13 protein-coding genes and 4 pseudogenes are annotated in these 15,731 nt (G+C 70.3%); 7 read left to right on the forward strand and 10 right to left on the reverse strand.

The annotated features are described in order from the left end of the window. Positions 1-207: 207 nt before the first annotated feature. Together ACF1GV_RS17990 and ACF1GV_RS17995 are read right to left on the reverse strand one after the other, a co-directional pair. Positions 208-774, reverse strand: a complete 567-nt coding sequence (locus ACF1GV_RS17990) for an RICIN domain-containing protein (protein ID WP_391681515.1) — start codon at positions 772-774, stop codon at positions 208-210. A gap of 65 nt (positions 775-839) precedes the next feature. Continuing rightward, positions 840-1,430 (reverse strand): RICIN domain-containing protein, encoded by a 591-nt coding sequence (locus ACF1GV_RS17995; protein WP_391681518.1) that lies wholly within the window; start codon positions 1,428-1,430, stop codon positions 840-842. Between the two features lie 175 nt (positions 1,431-1,605). On the opposite strand from ACF1GV_RS17995, the gene ACF1GV_RS18000 reads away from it, so the two are divergent. Further along, on the forward strand, positions 1,606-2,526 hold the full coding sequence (locus ACF1GV_RS18000; RefSeq protein WP_391681521.1) for an ArsR/SmtB family transcription factor: 921 nt from the start codon (positions 1,606-1,608) through the stop codon (positions 2,524-2,526). 40 nt (positions 2,527-2,566) lie between these two features. Next, positions 2,567-2,933: pseudogene (locus tag ACF1GV_RS18005) on the forward strand (IS5/IS1182 family transposase); the annotation flags it as partial. A gap of 109 nt (positions 2,934-3,042) precedes the next feature. On the opposite strand, the pseudogene ACF1GV_RS18010 reads toward ACF1GV_RS18005, so the two are convergent. Continuing rightward, a pseudogene (locus tag ACF1GV_RS18010) lies at positions 3,043-3,142 on the reverse strand (transposase); the annotation flags it as partial. A 176-nt stretch (positions 3,143-3,318) separates the two neighbouring features. Between ACF1GV_RS18010 and ACF1GV_RS18015 the strand changes: the two are divergent. Continuing rightward, a pseudogene (locus ACF1GV_RS18015) lies at positions 3,319-4,088 on the forward strand (transposase). Between the two features lie 69 nt (positions 4,089-4,157). Here ACF1GV_RS18015 and ACF1GV_RS18020 read toward each other — a convergent pair. The 3 genes and pseudogenes from ACF1GV_RS18020 to ACF1GV_RS18030 form a co-directional block, all read right to left on the reverse strand. Then, on the reverse strand, positions 4,158-4,592 hold the full coding sequence (locus ACF1GV_RS18020; protein WP_391681524.1) for a VOC family protein: 435 nt from the start codon (positions 4,590-4,592) through the stop codon (positions 4,158-4,160). 283 nt (positions 4,593-4,875) lie between these two features. Beyond that, positions 4,876-5,800, reverse strand: a pseudogene (locus ACF1GV_RS18025) (transposase). 166 nt (positions 5,801-5,966) lie between these two features. Further along, entirely contained in the window at positions 5,967-6,890 is a 924-nt protein-coding gene (locus ACF1GV_RS18030) for an alpha/beta hydrolase (RefSeq protein WP_391681659.1), read from the reverse strand. A gap of 67 nt (positions 6,891-6,957) precedes the next feature. Here ACF1GV_RS18030 and ACF1GV_RS18035 point away from each other — a divergent pair, with 67 nt between their 5' ends. Next, the gene (locus tag ACF1GV_RS18035) at positions 6,958-7,434 is read left to right on the forward strand and encodes a MarR family winged helix-turn-helix transcriptional regulator (RefSeq protein ID WP_391681527.1); all 477 of its coding nucleotides are present in this window, start codon (positions 6,958-6,960) and stop codon (positions 7,432-7,434) included. Positions 7,435-7,485: 51 nt separating this feature from the next. Here ACF1GV_RS18035 and ACF1GV_RS18040 read toward each other — a convergent pair whose 3' ends face one another. Both ACF1GV_RS18040 and ACF1GV_RS18045 read right to left on the reverse strand, forming a co-directional pair. Further along, positions 7,486-8,307, reverse strand: coding sequence for a hypothetical protein (locus tag ACF1GV_RS18040; protein WP_391681530.1), 822 nt, complete (start codon positions 8,305-8,307; stop codon positions 7,486-7,488). 724 nt (positions 8,308-9,031) lie between these two features. After that, positions 9,032-9,856 (reverse strand): isocitrate lyase/phosphoenolpyruvate mutase family protein, encoded by an 825-nt coding sequence (locus ACF1GV_RS18045; RefSeq protein WP_391681532.1) that lies wholly within the window; start codon positions 9,854-9,856, stop codon positions 9,032-9,034. Between the two features lie 458 nt (positions 9,857-10,314). On the opposite strand from ACF1GV_RS18045, the gene ACF1GV_RS18050 reads away from it, so the two are divergent. Together ACF1GV_RS18050 and ACF1GV_RS18055 are read left to right on the forward strand one after the other, a co-directional pair. Next, positions 10,315-10,794 carry a hypothetical protein gene (locus ACF1GV_RS18050; RefSeq protein ID WP_391681534.1) on the forward strand — a complete coding sequence of 160 codons (480 nt, stop codon included), beginning with the start codon at positions 10,315-10,317 and terminating at the stop codon, positions 10,792-10,794. Continuing rightward, positions 10,791-12,938: a M48 family metalloprotease gene (locus ACF1GV_RS18055; protein WP_391681536.1), complete on the forward strand. Its 2,148-nt coding sequence runs from the start codon at positions 10,791-10,793 to the stop codon at positions 12,936-12,938. The genes ACF1GV_RS18050 and ACF1GV_RS18055 overlap by 4 nt, the downstream gene beginning before the upstream one ends. A gap of 189 nt (positions 12,939-13,127) precedes the next feature. On the opposite strand, the gene ACF1GV_RS18060 is transcribed toward ACF1GV_RS18055, so the two are convergent. Further along, entirely contained in the window at positions 13,128-13,544 is a 417-nt protein-coding gene (locus ACF1GV_RS18060) for an ester cyclase (RefSeq protein ID WP_391681538.1), read from the reverse strand. A gap of 229 nt (positions 13,545-13,773) precedes the next feature. After that, positions 13,774-14,397, reverse strand: coding sequence for a TetR/AcrR family transcriptional regulator (locus ACF1GV_RS18065; RefSeq protein ID WP_391681540.1), 624 nt, complete (start codon positions 14,395-14,397; stop codon positions 13,774-13,776). Positions 14,398-14,517: 120 nt separating this feature from the next. On the opposite strand from ACF1GV_RS18065, the gene ACF1GV_RS18070 reads away from it, so the two are divergent. Continuing rightward, entirely contained in the window at positions 14,518-15,450 is a 933-nt protein-coding gene (locus ACF1GV_RS18070) for an alpha/beta fold hydrolase (protein WP_391681543.1), read from the forward strand. The last annotated feature ends 281 nt before the right edge of the window (positions 15,451-15,731 follow it).

The following is a 15,731-nucleotide window of genomic DNA, read 5'->3' on the forward strand; positions in this document are numbered from 1 at the left end:
CGCGCCTATATCCGCCGTTGCCGCTTGGGCTCGCCCCGACAAATCCCGGGGGGGGGGGGGGGGGGGGGGGGGGCCGGGGCGGGCCCCCCCCCCCCCCCCCCGGGGGGGGGGGGGGGGCCCGCGGCCCGGGCGGGTCGTCTCGCGGCTTCGTGAGGAAGAAGCCGCGAGAGGTCGGTCAACGGCCGCCTGTGGCCGACCGGTCGGCGGTCAGGCGGAGGACGTCCACCGCTGCTCGGCGCCGCCGTAGCAGGGCCACTGCACGACCGGGGCGCCCGGCGTCGTGCTCGAGGCGCCGACCGCGGCGCACAGGCCGCTCGCCCGGTTCCACATCTGGGCGAAGCCCGTGTCCGGGTTCCGGTCGAAGTACCAGGTCTGCTCCGCCCCCTTGTCGCAGCCGTACTGGATCAGCTGGACGCCGGCATTCGGCGAACTCGCCGGATCGGCCAGGCACTTGCCGCTGTTCTTGTTCACGACCTCGTAGCCGCCGCCGGAGTTCGGCATGGGATAGAGGCCCCAGTACTGCTCGGCGCCGCCGTAACAGGACCACTGGATGATCCCGGCCCCGCCTGCCGTGCTCCCGGCGCCGACCGACAGGCAGTGCTGGCTGTTGTAGTTCCAGAGCTCCACGATCTCCCCGTCCTTGAGCGAGGGTGACGCGATCGCGGTAGGTGCCGACGCCGAGGCCGGCGTCACCCCCGCCGCGAACGCGATCGCGGCGGCGAGCCCCACGGCCCCCGCGCTGAGCTTCCTCCGGGTACGTGCCGCTGCGTTCATGCGTGTTCCCTCCCGTGCCGAGACGTGCTGTTCACCGGGCACCGGCGCCGACGGCGTCGGAGGCGTCACGCGGTCCGGATGTCCCACCATTGCTGGGACTGGAAGTTCTTGCCCCACAGCTGGGCCTGGGCGCCGTTGCCGGGGACGTTGGTGTCGCGGTCCAGCACGGTGTTGTTGCCGTTGTTGAAGCGGACGTTGTAGATGGCGAGATCCCCGGAGGGGTGGTACCACTGCTGCTGGGTGGTGCCGTTGCACTGCCACAGCTGCACCCGGGTGCCGTTGGCGCCGCCGCCGTTGGTGTCGGCGTCCAGGCACATGCCCGGGAACCGCACGCTCCGTATGCTGCCGTCGGTGGACAGCAGCCACTCCTGCTGGGTGGTGCCGTTGCACCCCCACACCTGGACCTTGGTGCCGTTGCCGCCGGCGGTGGCGTCGGCGTCCAGGCACTGGCCCGGGGTCGCCTGGTACAGGCTGTAGATCCGGACGTAGATGCCCGCGGTGAGGGAGCCCGGCTGGGCGCCGGGCGCCTGGCCCTGCTCCCAGGCCACGTGGTGGGCGGCGGGCTCGGCGGCCTGGGCGGATGCCGCGCCTGTGGCACCGGCGGTGAGGGCTGCCACGGCGGTCGCGACGGCGGCCAGCTTCTTGTGAACGATCACGGGTCCTGGATTCCTTTCGGAGCCGGTCTGTGCGGTGAATCCAGGAAACGCCACGCCGATTGACCGGTCGAATGATTCGATTTCTTTCGAAGGGACTGGCGAAGGGGGAACGCGTGTGATCCGGATCCGCCTGGGCGCCCGGGGGCTGGGGGGCGTGAGGTTCGCGGTCTCACCGATGGGCTCAGCCAAGGACCTGCTCCGCCTCGTCGACTTCAGCCCAGGCACCCTTACCCCGCCCTGGCGGACCAGGGCCACGGACGCGCTGACCCGGCACCGGCTCGGGCTGCTGGCCGTGGTCGGCGGGGGAGGCCCCCTCGGTTACGCCCCGGACTTCCTGCGGCCGGAACCCCCGGCCTTCCTGACCGACATCGACACCGCGCTGCACCAGATCGCGACGACCCCGCAGGAACGGATCCGCTACGAGCTGGCCGGGGCCGTCAACGGTCACTCTTGGGACCCCGGTTCCGGCCACCCGGCGCCGCGGCAGCTCCTGCAGGCCCTCGACCGGGGGGAGGACCACTTCACGCGCCGACTCGCCGACGAGATGGCGCGGTTCTGGCACGCGGCACTGAAGCCCTCGTGGCCGGCCATCCGGGCCCGACTGGAAGCCGACGTCACCGCCCGGGCATCCGAGATCGCCCAGTACGGGCTCGCCGAGGCCCTCAACCGGCTGGCCCCGAACCTGGAATGGCGCGACGGCGAACTGCTCGTCCACCTCCGCACGGACAGCATCCACCGGCTGACGCTGGACGCGGAAGCGGTGATCCTCACGCCGAGCGTCTTCGTCGACCGGGCTCTCTTCTGCGCCGGGGAACCTCCCGGGACGCCGGCGCCGCGCACTCCGCTCATCGTCTATCCCGCCGCGCAGGTCGACTGTCTTCCGCCCGCCCAGGACCACCAGCTGATCGGGGCGATGCGGCGAAAGCTCCTCGCCGAGCTGAGCCAACCGCGTTCCACGACAGAGATCGCCCAGCGGCTCTACCTGAGTCCGGCCACCGTCTCCTACCACCTGCAGATCCTCCACCGGGCCGGGCTCGTCACCCGTGTCCGACGATCCCGGCACGTGCTCTACCAGCGGCTCGGGGGAGCGGTGTAGGCGTACCAGCCGCGCTGCCCCACGCCCGGCTCGACCGCGCGGCGCTCGGAAGACAGTGCACGACCGTCATCGCAGGTGGTCGGCGGACGGCACGTGGGAGAGAGTTCTGCGGGCCGTCCAGGCCGACGCCGATGACGAGGGCCGGATCGACCGGAGCATGGTCAGCGTCGACTCCACGACTACTCGTGCCCCGAAGACTTCGAGCCGGCGTAGGAGCCCGGCGCGTCACCGTTCCGATGAGGCCCTGGGACGCTCGCGAGGCGGGCTCACCTGCACGGTTCACCTTGTCGGGCAGGGTGGGTGCCGCCCGCCGGGGTTTGTGATCACGCCGGCCAGTGGGGGGACGCACCGCAGATAATTACTGTGCTGGAATCCGCGTGCCCCGGCAGGCTGGTGGACGTCCCCGCCTCTGCTTCGGCTGTATCGCATGACAAGCGAAACCCCTTCATTCAGCAGCAAACCCTAGGCCACGCCCGTCGACGATGCCGGTCGTCCCGCTCGAGCCGAGATGGTCGACGACCTCGGCCAGGGTCCGCAGCCGCACGTCGGGGCTGACGGTGCACCCTCGCTCGGCGAGCAGGGGCCGCACCTGACCGACGGCCCGGGTGATGGTGGAACACCGTGCAAGCCGTCGCAGCCCTGCTGTCCCACCAGCAGATCGCGGACCTGATCCCGGCACGAACGATGTGAAACGCCAAGCCAAACCACGACCCACGACGCCTCACCGCCTACTGTGCACGAGCTCGCAAGAGCTGTCCCGTAACTGCTGGTCATGGGTGAGATGATCTCGTCGTGTCTGGTGTGATCACGGCGTCGGAGCCCTCCTGGAGAGCTCCGTTCACCGGGCTGAGCCCGCGTCAGTTCGGCAAGGTCATCACCGCGTTGCGGCGTGAGGGTGCAGAGCCGCTCCGCAACGGCCGACCGTGGAGCCTGCCGCTGGAGGACCGGGTGCTGCTGGTTGCCGCGTATTGGCGCACGAATCTCACCGTGCGCCAGCTGGCCCCGCTGTTCGGGGTGTCGAAGTCGGCCGCCGACCGTGTCATCGACCACCTCGGGCCGTTGCTCGCGCTCCAGCAACGCAGAAGGTTCCGCAAGGATGCCGTGCTGATTGTGGACGGCACCCTGGTCCCGACCCGCGACCACTCCATCGCCGAGCAGTCGAAGAACTACCGGTACTCCACCAACCACCAGGTCGTCATCGACGCCGACTCCCAACTCGTCGTCGCCGTCGGCCGGCCACTGCCCGGCAACCGCAACGATTGCAAGGCGTGGGAACTTTCCGGTGCGAGGCCGCCGTCGGCCCGGCCACGGTCATCGCGGACGGCGGCTATCGGGGCACCGGCCTGCTCATTCCGCACCGCCGTGAACGCGGCCAGACCGAACTGCCAGCTTGGAAAGAGGAGCACAACACCGCGCACCGCGAGGTCCGGGCCCGCGTCGAGCACGTCTTCGCGCGGATGAAGGCATGGAAGATCCTTCGTGACTGCCGTCTGAAAGGCGACGGCGTTCACACCGCCATGCTCGGCATCGCCCGGCTGCACAACCTCGCCCGCGCGGGGTAACTCCCGACCCATACGAGACCAGAGAGGCCCCAGGGAGGTGCCTCCCCACCTCGCCGGCTCGAAGAATGTTCAGTCGATACAGAACTCGTTGCCCTCGATGTCCAGCATCGGGATGCACGACTCGTTTTCCTCATCGGCATACAGCGTTTGCACGTGGGTCGCACCGAGCGCGACCAGTCGTGCGCACTCAGCTTCGAGCGCGGCGAGGCGCTCGTCCCCCACGAGCCCGGTGCCGACCCGGACGTCGAGATGCACCCGATTCTTGACGATCTTGCCTTCCGGGACGCGCTGGAAGTACAGGCGCGGGCCCACGCCTGAGGGATCACTGCAGGCGGACCATGATCCCTGTTTCTCAGGAGGCAGGGTGCGGTTGAAATCGTCCCAGGTGGTGAACCCCTCAGGTGGCGGCGGCATGACGTACCCCAACACTTCACACCAGAAGCGAGCGAGGCGCTCGGGTTCTGCGCAGTCAAAGGTGACTTGGAACTTCTTGATCTCTGACATCGGCGCACCGTACCGCGTACCAGGGGGACCCTGCCGCTCTTTTCCCTAGGCGTATCCGCCCGCCGCCCGTCGCATCCTGGGCCGCCTTGGACACCAAGTGATCAAACCGAACAGTCCAACCGAACAGTCCAGGAGAACGACGCGACCGTCGCGGCGGAGCGCCCCCGATGGTCCCCAGGATCCAGTCCTGACCAACCACCTTCAGTCCAAGATCAGTTGCGGGACAACCCTCAGGGCGTGTATTGAGTCGTGATCAACGGGTGATCCGGGTGAGGTCTTTGATTCAGATCATCGAGGCGCGCAGGTGAAGGCCGGCGAGGTAGCTGTCCGCGGTCTTGTCATACCGAGTGGCGACGCCTCGCCAGGCCTTGAGCTTGTTGATCAGACGCTCGACAGTGTTCCGCTCCTTGTACAGGTCGGCGCCGAGGAAGACGGGCCGACCACCCCGGGAGCCCTTCTTCTTCCGGTTGGCGGTCTGGTCCTTCTTCTGCCGCGGGACGAGCAGGCCTTATCCCCGGCGACGGCGCCCGGTCGGGTGCGGGGGCGGCCGACCGGCCCGCGGACCCGTATCTTCTTGAGCACGGGGATGAACTGCGGGCTGTCCGCGGCCTGACCCGCGGCCAGGACGAACACCAGCGGGCGGCATTTCCGGTCGGCGGCGAGGTGGACCTTGCTGGTCTGCCCGCCCCTGGAGCGTCCGAGGAGCGCGGCCTCCAGGCGGAGTTTCCGCCGCTGCCGGACGCGTCGCCGCTCTTCCCGCTCGGGTCCGGTCCCGGCATCCTGCCCATTTCGTCCTTCGGATTCGCCCCCTTTTGCCCAGCCTTCTCCTCCTCGGCGGCATTCTCCATTGCGGTGATGACGTCCTGGCCCAGATGCATCCCGGCAGCATCATGGTGAGCGCGCGCAGTGGTGGAGTCCACGATGACCAGGGACAGGTCCACCTCACCCCGCTTCGCGGCCTCTGCGATCACTCCGTCCAGCAGGGCTTGGAAGACGCCTGCGTCACGCCACTGCCGGAAGCGGTTGTGGACGGTCGACCAGGCGCCGAACTCGGCCGGCATCTCCCGCCACTGCCCGCCCGTCTTGAACCGCCAGATCACGCCCTCGAACTGTTGTCGCAGCCGTTCGGCGGTACGGGGCATACCCGCCGATCGGCAGGTACGGATCGGCGACTCCCGTTCGGTGTCGGTCAGTTGCACTCGCGTCACGCGAGAAGATCTAGCATCCCCGCGTGAGCCACCGCCCACGGAGAACGCACCCCCCGGGGTCTTGAACGGCCCTCGGAGCGAGGTGGGGCGCCGGCCGCCAGGAACAGGAACGGCGAGCCAGGGCTCGGGGTGCGGACCGTGGTCCGCATGAGACCGTCTGCGGGCTTCAGCCTGCCGACGCGCGTGCCCTGTCCCTGGTGCGGATGTGCTGGCTGAGAAAGAGAGCGGCGCGGTCCAGTGCCTCGTCGGCTTCGTCCAGGACGCCGGCGAACGCCTGGAAGACATGTGGAACGTCAGCGGTGATGTCCAGGATGACGTCCACTCCGGCGTCCCTCGCGCGCGTGGCCATGCGTGTTGAGTCGTCCAGGAGCATTTCGTTGGTGCCCGCCTGCAGAAGCATCGGGGGGAGGCCGGTCAGGTCGGCGAGGGTGGCGGGGCTGAGCAGGGGCTGGTGGGGGTCCTGTCCCGCGCGGTACATGGCCCCGGTGTGTTCCAGGCCCTCACGCGTGAAGAACGGATCGATGCTCGCCTTGGTGTCCATGCTCTCGCCTGTCCGGGTCGCGTCGAGTCCGGGGGAGAACGCCACGATCGCGGCGGGCATGGGCAGGCCCGCGTCGCGAGCGGCGAGGCAGGTGGTGGCGGTGAGGCCGCCACCGGCGGAGTCACCTGCGAACACGGTCGCCGAAGGGTCTTCGCCGCTGTCGAGAAGTGCGCGGTAGGCGCTCAGCCCGTCCTCGATCGCGGCCGGGAACGGGTGCTCAGGGGCAAGCCGGTAATCCAGCGAGAACGCCCTGAACCCGGTTCTGGTCACCAGGTTCCCCGTCAGCGACATCGCCGTCTCCGGTGAACCGACCACGTAAGAGCCGCCGTGAAAGTAGAGGATCGTCCCCGCCCTCGGAGTGCCGGCTGGCTCGACGAGCACCGCGGGCCGATCGCCGAGCGTCACGGTCCGGGTGCGGATCCCAGCCGGGACGATCATTTCCCCCATCATCGCCCTGAACCCGGCGCGGAGCTCCTCCACCGACCGAGGGCTCTCCGACTGAGGCCGTCGGACCATCGCGTCGATCTCCGCGCGCTGTTGCCTGCTCATTGTCGCCTCCATCGCAAGTGCATGCCAAGGAACTATATGCCGTGACATATAGACTAGAATATATGCCATGGCATCTAAGTCAAGCCGTGGCCCGATCTACCTCCCGGGCTTCTTCGCCGATCTCGTCCGCTGCGAGACACGCCTCTACAACGCGCTGAACGACCGCCTTCGCGAGCGGCACGGGATCGTCACCTCGCAGTTCGAGTTCCTGCGCTTCCTGCGCGACCACCCCGGGTCCCGGGTGGCGGACCTCGCCACCGAATTCGCCATCGGGATCGGCGCGACCAGCAAGGGCATCGACCGCCTGGAGAAGCAGGCATGGGTCATACGGCGAACCAATCCATCGGATCGCCGCTCATCACTGCTGGACCTGACCGCTGGAGGCCTGCAACTCGTCGAGGCGGCGGAGGCGACCTTCACTAAAACACTGGCCGAGTTGACAGCAGACGTCCTCGGCGGTCCCTCAGGACTGGCCGCCGTACAGATCCTCTCGGAGCTGCGCTCCGTGCTCGAACGCGACCAGATCGGCCTGCCCACGGGCTGACCGGCATGCGCATCCCTTACGACTGCCCGTTCGCTGCGTGATCAGGGTTTGTTACGAGGGCGAATCCCGCGGATTGATCACGACTCGATACGTACCCTGGTGCCCGGCGACGCCCTTGAAGCCCGGCCCGAGCCCGCGCCGCTGGCCGCGCGCCGCGGCGTCAGGACGGGAGGTGAGCGCCGTGACCACCGCCTGGGCGGTTTGCGGGGTGAGGCCGGCGCTCACCTGGCCGGAGGTCAGGACCCGCGCGTACGCCCCGGTGCCGTGGGCCCACAGGGCGTCGGCGAGCGCGGCCGCCGCAGTCTCCGCCGGCCCGGCACCCCACCCGGCGTCGTCGTGCTGCACCGGGCGGGGGAGTCCGTCGCGTCGGCTGAGGAGGACGGCCAGGGCCTGCGCCTCAGACGGCTCCAAGGTCACGGTGACCAGCGCGGCCCCCGCCCTCGGCGGCCTCGGCGCCCCGGCCGAGGCCGCCACGACCGCCACCGCCACCGGCATCCATGTCGCCAACGGCCGGGTGAGCTGGTGGACACGATGCCGGGTCAGGCCAGGAGCGGCGAGCGCCTGGCGCAGCGCCGCACTCGCTCTGGCCGCCGCTCTGCCGCCGCCAGCTTCGCTCGGGCTGGTTGCGGCCCCGGCCTGTTCGGCGCGCTCCACGATGGCGGCCGCCGCGACCGGAACGACGGCGAGGATCTCCGCACACTCCGGATCGAGCTGGGCAAGCGCACCGGCCAGGACCTCACGGGCGGCGGCCACATCCTCCACCGCGCCCACGCTCCACCGTGACGGATCGGCGGCGTCGGTCAGCTTGCACGCCGCGACGACTGCCTCCTCCGCCAGCGCCTCCACGTGGCCCGGCTCGGTCGTCAGCTTCATGTCCCGCCCAACGAGAGCTGACCGCGCACGGTCGTGCGCGATGATCACATGATGACGCCCGCAACACCACTGGCCGTGCCAGGTCGCGGGAGCACGGGGCAGCCCGTAGAACCGGACGCATGGTCCTTCGGCCGCCGGTGGAACCGATGCCGGCGCAGGCCCGCGAAACGGTACCCGCGCCGGGCGCGCTGCCCGGTGAACTGCGATTTCAGCCTAAATTCGATGGCTACCGGGCGCTCGTCTTCACCCCGTGGCCGGCCCCCGGCCCGCTGCTGGTGCAGTCCCGCCGCGGAAGCCCCATGCAGAGCCGCTTCCCGACCTCGTGGGCGCAGCTGGAGACCTGCCCCACGGCCTGGTCATCGAGGCCGCCGCCACGTGTTCCGGCCGGACGCCGCACGCCTCGCCACCTGCCAGCACGACCCGAGCGTGCACAGTCACCGTGGGGCCCGGCGGGCCAGGGCGGCGCGGGTGATGACGCGGTCGCTGAAGCGCGCCCGTGCGGCGTCGAAGATGGCTTCGAGGCGGCGAGCGTCGTCTCGGCGCGGCCGAGCAGCTGCTGGTGGGCTTGGTCGGCGGGTGTCGTCGAGACGCTGTAGCAGCGGTCGCGATGGTTCGCCAAAGGGTTCTTGCGGAGGCTGCCCGGCCGGAAGCTGCCCACCACACGGGACGGTCTGCATGGTGACGAGTTCCGAGAGAGCGCCCTTGCGGCGTCTGGAGCCACATGTCAGCGTGTGCGCGGGTCGGGGAACATGCCGTTGAGCTCCGAGAAGCCCATGGCGTCGGCGAGCGGGCGGTAGTCGCCGGTGTCGTACAGCCGCTGTGCGGCGCGGCGGGCGGCGGCGTAGGCGGTCTGGGCGATGCCCGAGCCGAGGCTGACGCGCGCGACGCCGAGGGCACCCAGCTCGGCGACGTCCGGTGCTGCGGGGCCGGCCATGATGTTCACCGGTGCGGAGATGCCGGCGGCCAGTTCCTTGATGGTGGCGGGGTCGGTGACGCCGGGGACGAAGATGCCGTCGGCGCCGGCGTCCACGTATCTGCGTGCCCGCTCCAGGGTGTCTCGCAGCCGGGTGGCGGGATCACCGAGGCCGAGGAGGTACGTGTCGGTTCTGGCGTTGAGGAACAGAGGCACGCCCGCCCGTTCCGCCGCGCCCCGTGCCGCCCTCAGCCGCGCCTCGAGTTCGGCCGGCGGCCGGGTGCCGTCCTCGATGTTGACGCCCACGGCACCCGCCTCCAGTACGCCCGTTACGGTATCGGCGACGCTTGCGGCGCCCCGCCCGTACCCGCCCTCGATGTCGGCGGTGACCGGCACGTCGACCGCCGCGACGATACGAGCGATCAGCTCCAGTACCCGGTCAGGGGTGACTCCCTCCCCGTCCGGACGGCCCAGCGACCAGGCCATCCCGGCGCTCGTGGTGGCGATTGCGGGCGCCCCCGCGGCCGCGATGACACCCGCGCTCGCGACGTCCCAGGCGTTGGCGAGCGCGAGGGGGCGTGCGGGGGTGTGGAGGGAGCGGAAGAGCAGGGCCTGGCCCAGCTGCGAGGTGGTCATGCGGTGAGCCAACCACTGCGCAACTCTGCTGTCCGGCAGGATCCGACAGTGACGCAGCCCTGGAGTCTGTCGCGTGAGTGGGTCCAGGTCTTGGCTGATTGCCGCAGGGCATCGAGCCGGCCCGTCTCATCCCGGTCAGGCACGTCGCCGCCATGACGGGCCTGAGCACGGCTCGGCCACACGCCTGGTCGGCCGGCTCGAACGTCGAGTTTCGCCGAGGTGGTACGCGGCGATGCGCTCGTAGCCATGGAAGGAGATCGGCGCCACGGCCAGTGGGCCTTGCGGCCCGGCGCCGCAGATGCCCTTCATGCCGGGGGGCAGGGCTTCGCTCTTCGTGTGTCGTGCCGTACTGGCCCGCGCTGGTCCCGGTGTGTCAGCATCGTGAAGTAGCCATACGCATAAGGCTGTTGTGCACTACGGTGCTGATCCTTCGAGGTTTCGCAAGGAGGGAAACCGACGTGGAACAGGCCGAGGCCGCGGACCTCGCGCTGGGGCGCGCCATCGTGGCGCGGATCGCTCCTGAGGAACTGCCCTACTTCGACGAGACCGCGGCGAGCCTGCCGAAGCGCCCCGGCCGGCGGGCCCGGCGGCGCCGCGAGGACGATCCGCTGGCCTTCGGCGGTGCCGCCGAACTCGTCGTCACGAGCATCGCGTGCGGGGTCGCCACCGAGGTGGTCAAGATGATGGGTGAGACGGTCGGCAGCGGCCTGGTGGCCCGGCTCCGCCGCCTGCTGACCCGCGGCCGCGGCGGGGAGCCGACCGGGCCCGATGCCGAACAGCCGCTTCCTGCCCTCACCGAGGAACGGATCGCCGAGCTGGGCGCCGCAGCCGGACGCACCGCGGTCCTTCTCGGTCTGCCACCGGAGCGCTCCGAGCTTCTCGCCGAGGCGGTCCGGGACCAGTTGAGGGCGGCCGACAGGCCCGGCTCCGCCACATGACCGTCGCCGAGAGCGGTGAACTGCCCCTGGAGACGCTGCCGCCGCCGCGCCGGCCACTGCCCTCGGGGACGCTCCTCGCGTTCGTCCTGCTGATCTGCGCGGTGCTGGCGTTCATGTCCGTCCTGCACCCGGGCTACGCCGACTTCATCGCCGGCGACCGGGGCGCCACCGATCTCAACGACTGCCTGCGCAAAGCGGTGCGCGAGGCCGGCGGGACGGGTGACTTCATCAGGAACGGTCCTCGGCAGAAGCCGTGCGACTCCAGCGACGACCACACCTCGCAGGGCATCCTCGTCTCGTATGCGATCCTCGCCGTCGCCACTGCTGCGCACTACTGGTTCCGCTCGGCCCGTCGCGCCAGGCGCCGCGGGGTGCGCCCGCTGGACGCCGAGCGCTTCCCCTCCGTGCATGCGGAGGTCGCCCACCTGGCCGCGGGCGTCGAGCAGGCGCGCGGGGTCACCTTCCTGGTGGACTTCCTCGACTCAGGGGTGAACGGCGTCTCCTTCGGCCGTGCCGGCCGCCGCTACATCATCCTCAGCCGCGGTCTGATCCGCCTCCACGACTCGGGTGATGCCGACCGTGCCGCCTTCCGCGCCGTCGTCCTCCACGAGTTGGCCCATCTGCGCAACCGCGACGTCGACATCACCCTGATCACCTTGGGGATGTTGCGCTGCTACTTCACGCTGATGCTCTTCCCGAGGATGTTCGGGGACCTCGTCGGGCTGGTCTTCGTACCAGGGAGCGCCCCGTACTCGGGGGCGGCGCTTCTCGACGCGGCCGTCTTCGCCGCGGTGGCCCTCGCCGCCCGTTCGGTGATCCTGCGGACCAGGGAGTTCCGGGCGGACGCCCGGGTCGTGGAGTGGCTGGGGACGTCCGAACCGCTGTTGCACGCCTTCGACCTCGCCTCGGCGGGATCCGGCGGCCGGCCCCGGTGGTCGGTCCGCGGCTGGCGGGCACGGCTCACCCGCACTCATCCGTCGTTCGCCCAGCGCCGGGCCTGCCTCGCGGACCAGGCGCTGCTGATGCACCAGAAGTTCGGTTTCGCCTTCGTCGTCGGGTTCTGCCTGCCGATCTCCTGGGATCCGGTGGCCTCGGTCACCGCACAGATCCGGGAGGACGGCGGCATCAGCGGCTGGTGGCCGACGAGGCTGATCACTCTGCTGGTGGTGCTGGTGCTGCTGCTCACGGTGGTCCGCGCTTCGCTGCACCGGCTGGGCCGCCGAGCCGGAACGCCCTCGCCTGTGCCGTTCCGGCTGGGGGTGGGCCTCGGCGTGCTGGCGGGCTTCGCCCTGTCGCCGAGTGCCATCGTCGACCATCTGATGCTGCCGGGACTGCGCTTCTCGTCACAGTTGTCCGGCTGGCTGATGGTGGCAGTGCTGGCGCTGCTGTTCACTCTCTGGTGCCAGTTCCTCGGGGACTGCTGGGCCCGCCCGGTGGACCTGGCGCGGTGGCCTTTCCTCACGGTCGTGCTGCTGGGGATGGTGGTGGCCGGGGCGGTGGTCGCCGAGGCGGACACCGTCTTCGGGCTGCAGTGGCAGATCGAGTTCGGTCAGTTCATGGACGAGCGGCTGGCCGCGCTGCCGGGACCACTGCACGCCGCGGTGTGGACGCAATACGTGTACATGACCCAGCTGATCGATCCGTGGTGGCTGCTCGCCGTGCTGGCGCTGCTCCTGGGAGTGCCGCTGACCGGCGCCTTACGCGGGTGGCGGCTGACCCGGTACATGGCGCAGGACCGGGTCCGGCCGGCCCGGCGTGCCCTCCTCCTGGTCCTGGGCGCGACGGCAGTGACGGCCACCTTCCTGCCGACCGCCTACACCTGGTGGGCGCAGGAGCGGGGCCTGGACACGCTGGCGTATCCCCACTTTCTCACCCCCATAACGATGGCGGCGGCCGCGGGGACGCTGGCCGGCGGGCTGGCCAGAACCCGCGGCATGGTGTGGGCGGTGGTCACCGCACTCGTTGTGGGCGTGCTGCTGACGTTGCCCATGCCTCGGGAGCTGTGGGGCTTCCAGCTGGGCGTCGGGATCGAGGGTGCGGCCATCGGCACCCTGCTGACAGCGGCACTGCCGCGCGGCCGCCCCTTCTCCCGCTGGACGGCCGCATCGACTCCGGACGCCACCCCACCGAACGGACGCTGGTAGCCGGCTTCTACGGGGCCCGGTGCGGTACTTGAATGCTGCCGAAGAGTTGGGTGCTGCTTGCACCGGCAGCGAGTGCGCAGCAGGCGTGGCCACGTTACGACAGGCGGTCCACACTCACCGGCGGAAGCGCCTTGATCGACCTTCGACTCTGCCTCTCGCAAGTCCAGCGGGGTGAGGCCCGTCTCACGGTCAAGCAGGTGGCAGTAGTTCGAGTTGCTGGAGCATGGAGAGCTGATCGACCACGTGCCAGTGTTCGGCGATCCGGTCGCCGTCGATCCGGTAGATGTCGATTCCGGCGACGCTGGCCGTTCGTCCGGTGGGAGGGATGCCGAGGAAGGTGCCGGAGTGGGTGGCGTCGTTGGTCCAGCGGACGACGACTCGGTCGGCCTCGGCGATGACGTCGTGAAGGGTGAACCTGGGAGACAGCCCTTCCAGGAGCATGGTCACGCGACTTTTCAGACCCTCGCGGCCCGGGCCCTGGCCGGGGAGGGGATCGTGTTCCTCGTAGTCCGGGGTGGCCAGCTCGTCGACCACTTCCACGTGACGGCCGTTGAGGACTTCGTCGTACAACCGACGCACGAGCGCTTTGTTGGTCTCGGTGGACACGTGGTGCCTCCGTCCCAGGGGGAAACCGTTCGGTTCACCCTGACACGCGTAAGTCCCCCAACGACCGGGGCAAGGCCGCAGTCTCCCACGAGTGGAGCAAGCTGCGGCCCACTCTCCTCGCAGCTGTGTGACGACTGCCGGAGCCGGCCCGTCACGGCCGAGCAGCCGGCCGAAGCCGGGGGAGCGCCGTGTCGCGCGGTGATCATCAGCAGGGGACTCCGGACCCCCGCTAGGCGGCCGGCCCGGTCCCGTCGGTCGTGAAGATGCGGTCCAGGTGGTGGCGGATCACCGTGGCGGCCGACTCGGGACCGCGCTGGCCGACGAGGATGCTCGTGCCGAGGGTTCCGGCCATGGCGAGGAGGCTGACGGCCTCCATGCGCGCGTCGGCGCCGGGGTCGGCCAGACCATCTGCCTGTGCCTGCGCGATCAGCCCGGCCAGGGCGTTCTCCGCGGCGTCCGGGTTGTCGATGAAGGGCTGCGCGGCCAGCGCTTCATCGGTCACGGAGAGGATCGCGTACGAGGCGTAGAGCAGGTGGAAGGTGCGGCTTTCGTCGTCCGTGGGCAGCGAGGCCAGGATCAGCGCCTCGGCGGTCGCCCGCGGTCCGGGGGCCGGCCCTGCGGCGGCGAGACGGGCGCCGACCCGGGCGGTGAACCGGTCCGTGAGGTGCTGGAGCCCGTGGAGGAGCAGCTTCTCCTTGGTCTCGAAGTAGTACTGCACGAGTCGCAGCGAGACTCCGGCCTCGGCCGCCACGTCCCGCATGCCCACGGCGTGCAGTCCGCGCCGCCCGGCGACCCGTACGAGTGCCTCCGCGATCTGGGTGCGCCGTTCTTCGTGGTCCACGCGCTTCGGCATGCGTGCTTTCTCCATTCGTCCGCCGGCCCTTGATGGTACCGCCGTACCAACAACATGGTACGGTCGTATCACGAAGAACGGATCAAGGACCGAGAAAGGTCCCACCGGGAGGTTGCCGCCGTGCCCGAGAACAAGACCCGCAAGCGCCGCGACGTCGGTCGCTACGTGAACGACGCCTTGCGCGACCGCTACTTCGCCACCTGCGACGCCCTCTACGCCATGGGCGCGCCCCTTCGCTCCGAGACGGACGTCGAAACCAGCTTCGGAACCACGCACGTCTACCGCTACGGGCCCGCGGACCCCGCGGCCGAGTCCCGTACGCCGGTCGTCCTGGTCCACGGTTCCGGCGGCTGCTCCGCCCAGTGGTACCCCAACACCCCCGCACTCAGCGCCCAACGCCCCGTCTACGCCCTCGACACCCCTGGCGACCCCGGGCGCAGCGTGCAGCGCGAGCCGATGTGGCAGCCCGAGCGTGCGGCCCAGTGGATGGACGAGGCCCTCAACGCGCTCGGCCTGGACCGCGTGCACCTGGTCGGCTCCTCCTACGGGGGCTGGCTGGTCATCAACCAGGCGCATCTGCGGCCTGGCCGGCTGGCTTCGGTCACCGCCCTCGACCCGGGCGGTCTGGAGAAGGTGGGCCTGCGCTTCTTCGTCTGGATCTTCGCCAGCCTGTTCGCCACCTTCGCCCCGAAGGCACTGCGCCAGCGCCTCGCGGTCTGGCTCGAGCAGCCGGTCCTCGTCGTCCCGGAACTGCGCAAGTGGATCCACGCCGGGGTGCGGGCCTTCCGGATCCGTCGCCCGGCGCCGCTTCCGCTGTCCGACGCCGAACTGGGCTCCATCCGTACGCCGTTCTATCTGATCATGGGCAAGCGCAGCCTGCTGGTCCATCCCGAGCGCCAGCTGGAGCGCGTGCCGCGTGTCATTCCCGGAGCCCGCGCCGAGATCGTCGCAGCCACCGGCCACGGTCCCCAGATCGACCACCCGGACCTGGTCAACGCCCGCCTGCTGGGCTTCATGGACGATGTCGACGCCCTGGAGCACACGGCAGCCTAGGCCGCTTCTGCACCGCACACGCAAGTGCCCGGCGAAGGCTGCGGCGGCCTCGGCGCCGTCGGCTGGACCGCCTGGGTGGAGCCGGCCGACGTGTCCGCGTTCGGGCGGGGGGGGGGCGTCCTGCGTCGCTTCGATGCGTCCGGGTCACACATCCCATGTGCCGGACGACTGACCGGATCCCCGGCCGGGGACGGTCAGTTGGCGGCAAGGTACGGGCCACCGCCGGGTCGGGCGTCATGCCCTGCGGTGCCGGTTCAGGAATAGGATCCGTGCTCGGGCCG

The sequence above is a fragment of the Streptomyces sp. NPDC014006 genome (assembly GCF_043088925.1).
GTDB lineage: Bacteria > Actinomycetota > Actinomycetes > Streptomycetales > Streptomycetaceae > Streptomyces.

What these genes read in the sequence shown, in the direction of transcription:
- ACF1GV_RS17990 (WP_391681515.1), bottom strand. Translation starts at nt 774, where the DNA reads ATGAACGCAGCGGCACGTACCCGGAGGAAGCTCAGCGCGGGGGCCGTG.
- ACF1GV_RS18000 (WP_391681521.1), top strand. Translation starts at nt 1,606, where the DNA reads ATGGGCTCAGCCAAGGACCTGCTCCGCCTCGTCGACTTCAGCCCAGGC.
- ACF1GV_RS18020 (WP_391681524.1), bottom strand. Translation starts at nt 4,592, where the DNA reads ATGTCAGAGATCAAGAAGTTCCAAGTCACCTTTGACTGCGCAGAACCC.
- ACF1GV_RS18030 (WP_391681659.1), bottom strand. Translation starts at nt 6,890, where the DNA reads ATGAGCAGGCAACAGCGCGCGGAGATCGACGCGATGGTCCGACGGCCT.
- ACF1GV_RS18035 (WP_391681527.1), top strand. Translation starts at nt 6,958, where the DNA reads ATGGCATCTAAGTCAAGCCGTGGCCCGATCTACCTCCCGGGCTTCTTC.
- ACF1GV_RS18040 (WP_391681530.1), bottom strand. Translation starts at nt 8,307, where the DNA reads ATGAAGCTGACGACCGAGCCGGGCCACGTGGAGGCGCTGGCGGAGGAG.
- ACF1GV_RS18045 (WP_391681532.1), bottom strand. Translation starts at nt 9,856, where the DNA reads ATGACCACCTCGCAGCTGGGCCAGGCCCTGCTCTTCCGCTCCCTCCAC.
- ACF1GV_RS18055 (WP_391681536.1), top strand. Translation starts at nt 10,791, where the DNA reads ATGACCGTCGCCGAGAGCGGTGAACTGCCCCTGGAGACGCTGCCGCCG.
- ACF1GV_RS18065 (WP_391681540.1), bottom strand. Translation starts at nt 14,397, where the DNA reads ATGCCGAAGCGCGTGGACCACGAAGAACGGCGCACCCAGATCGCGGAG.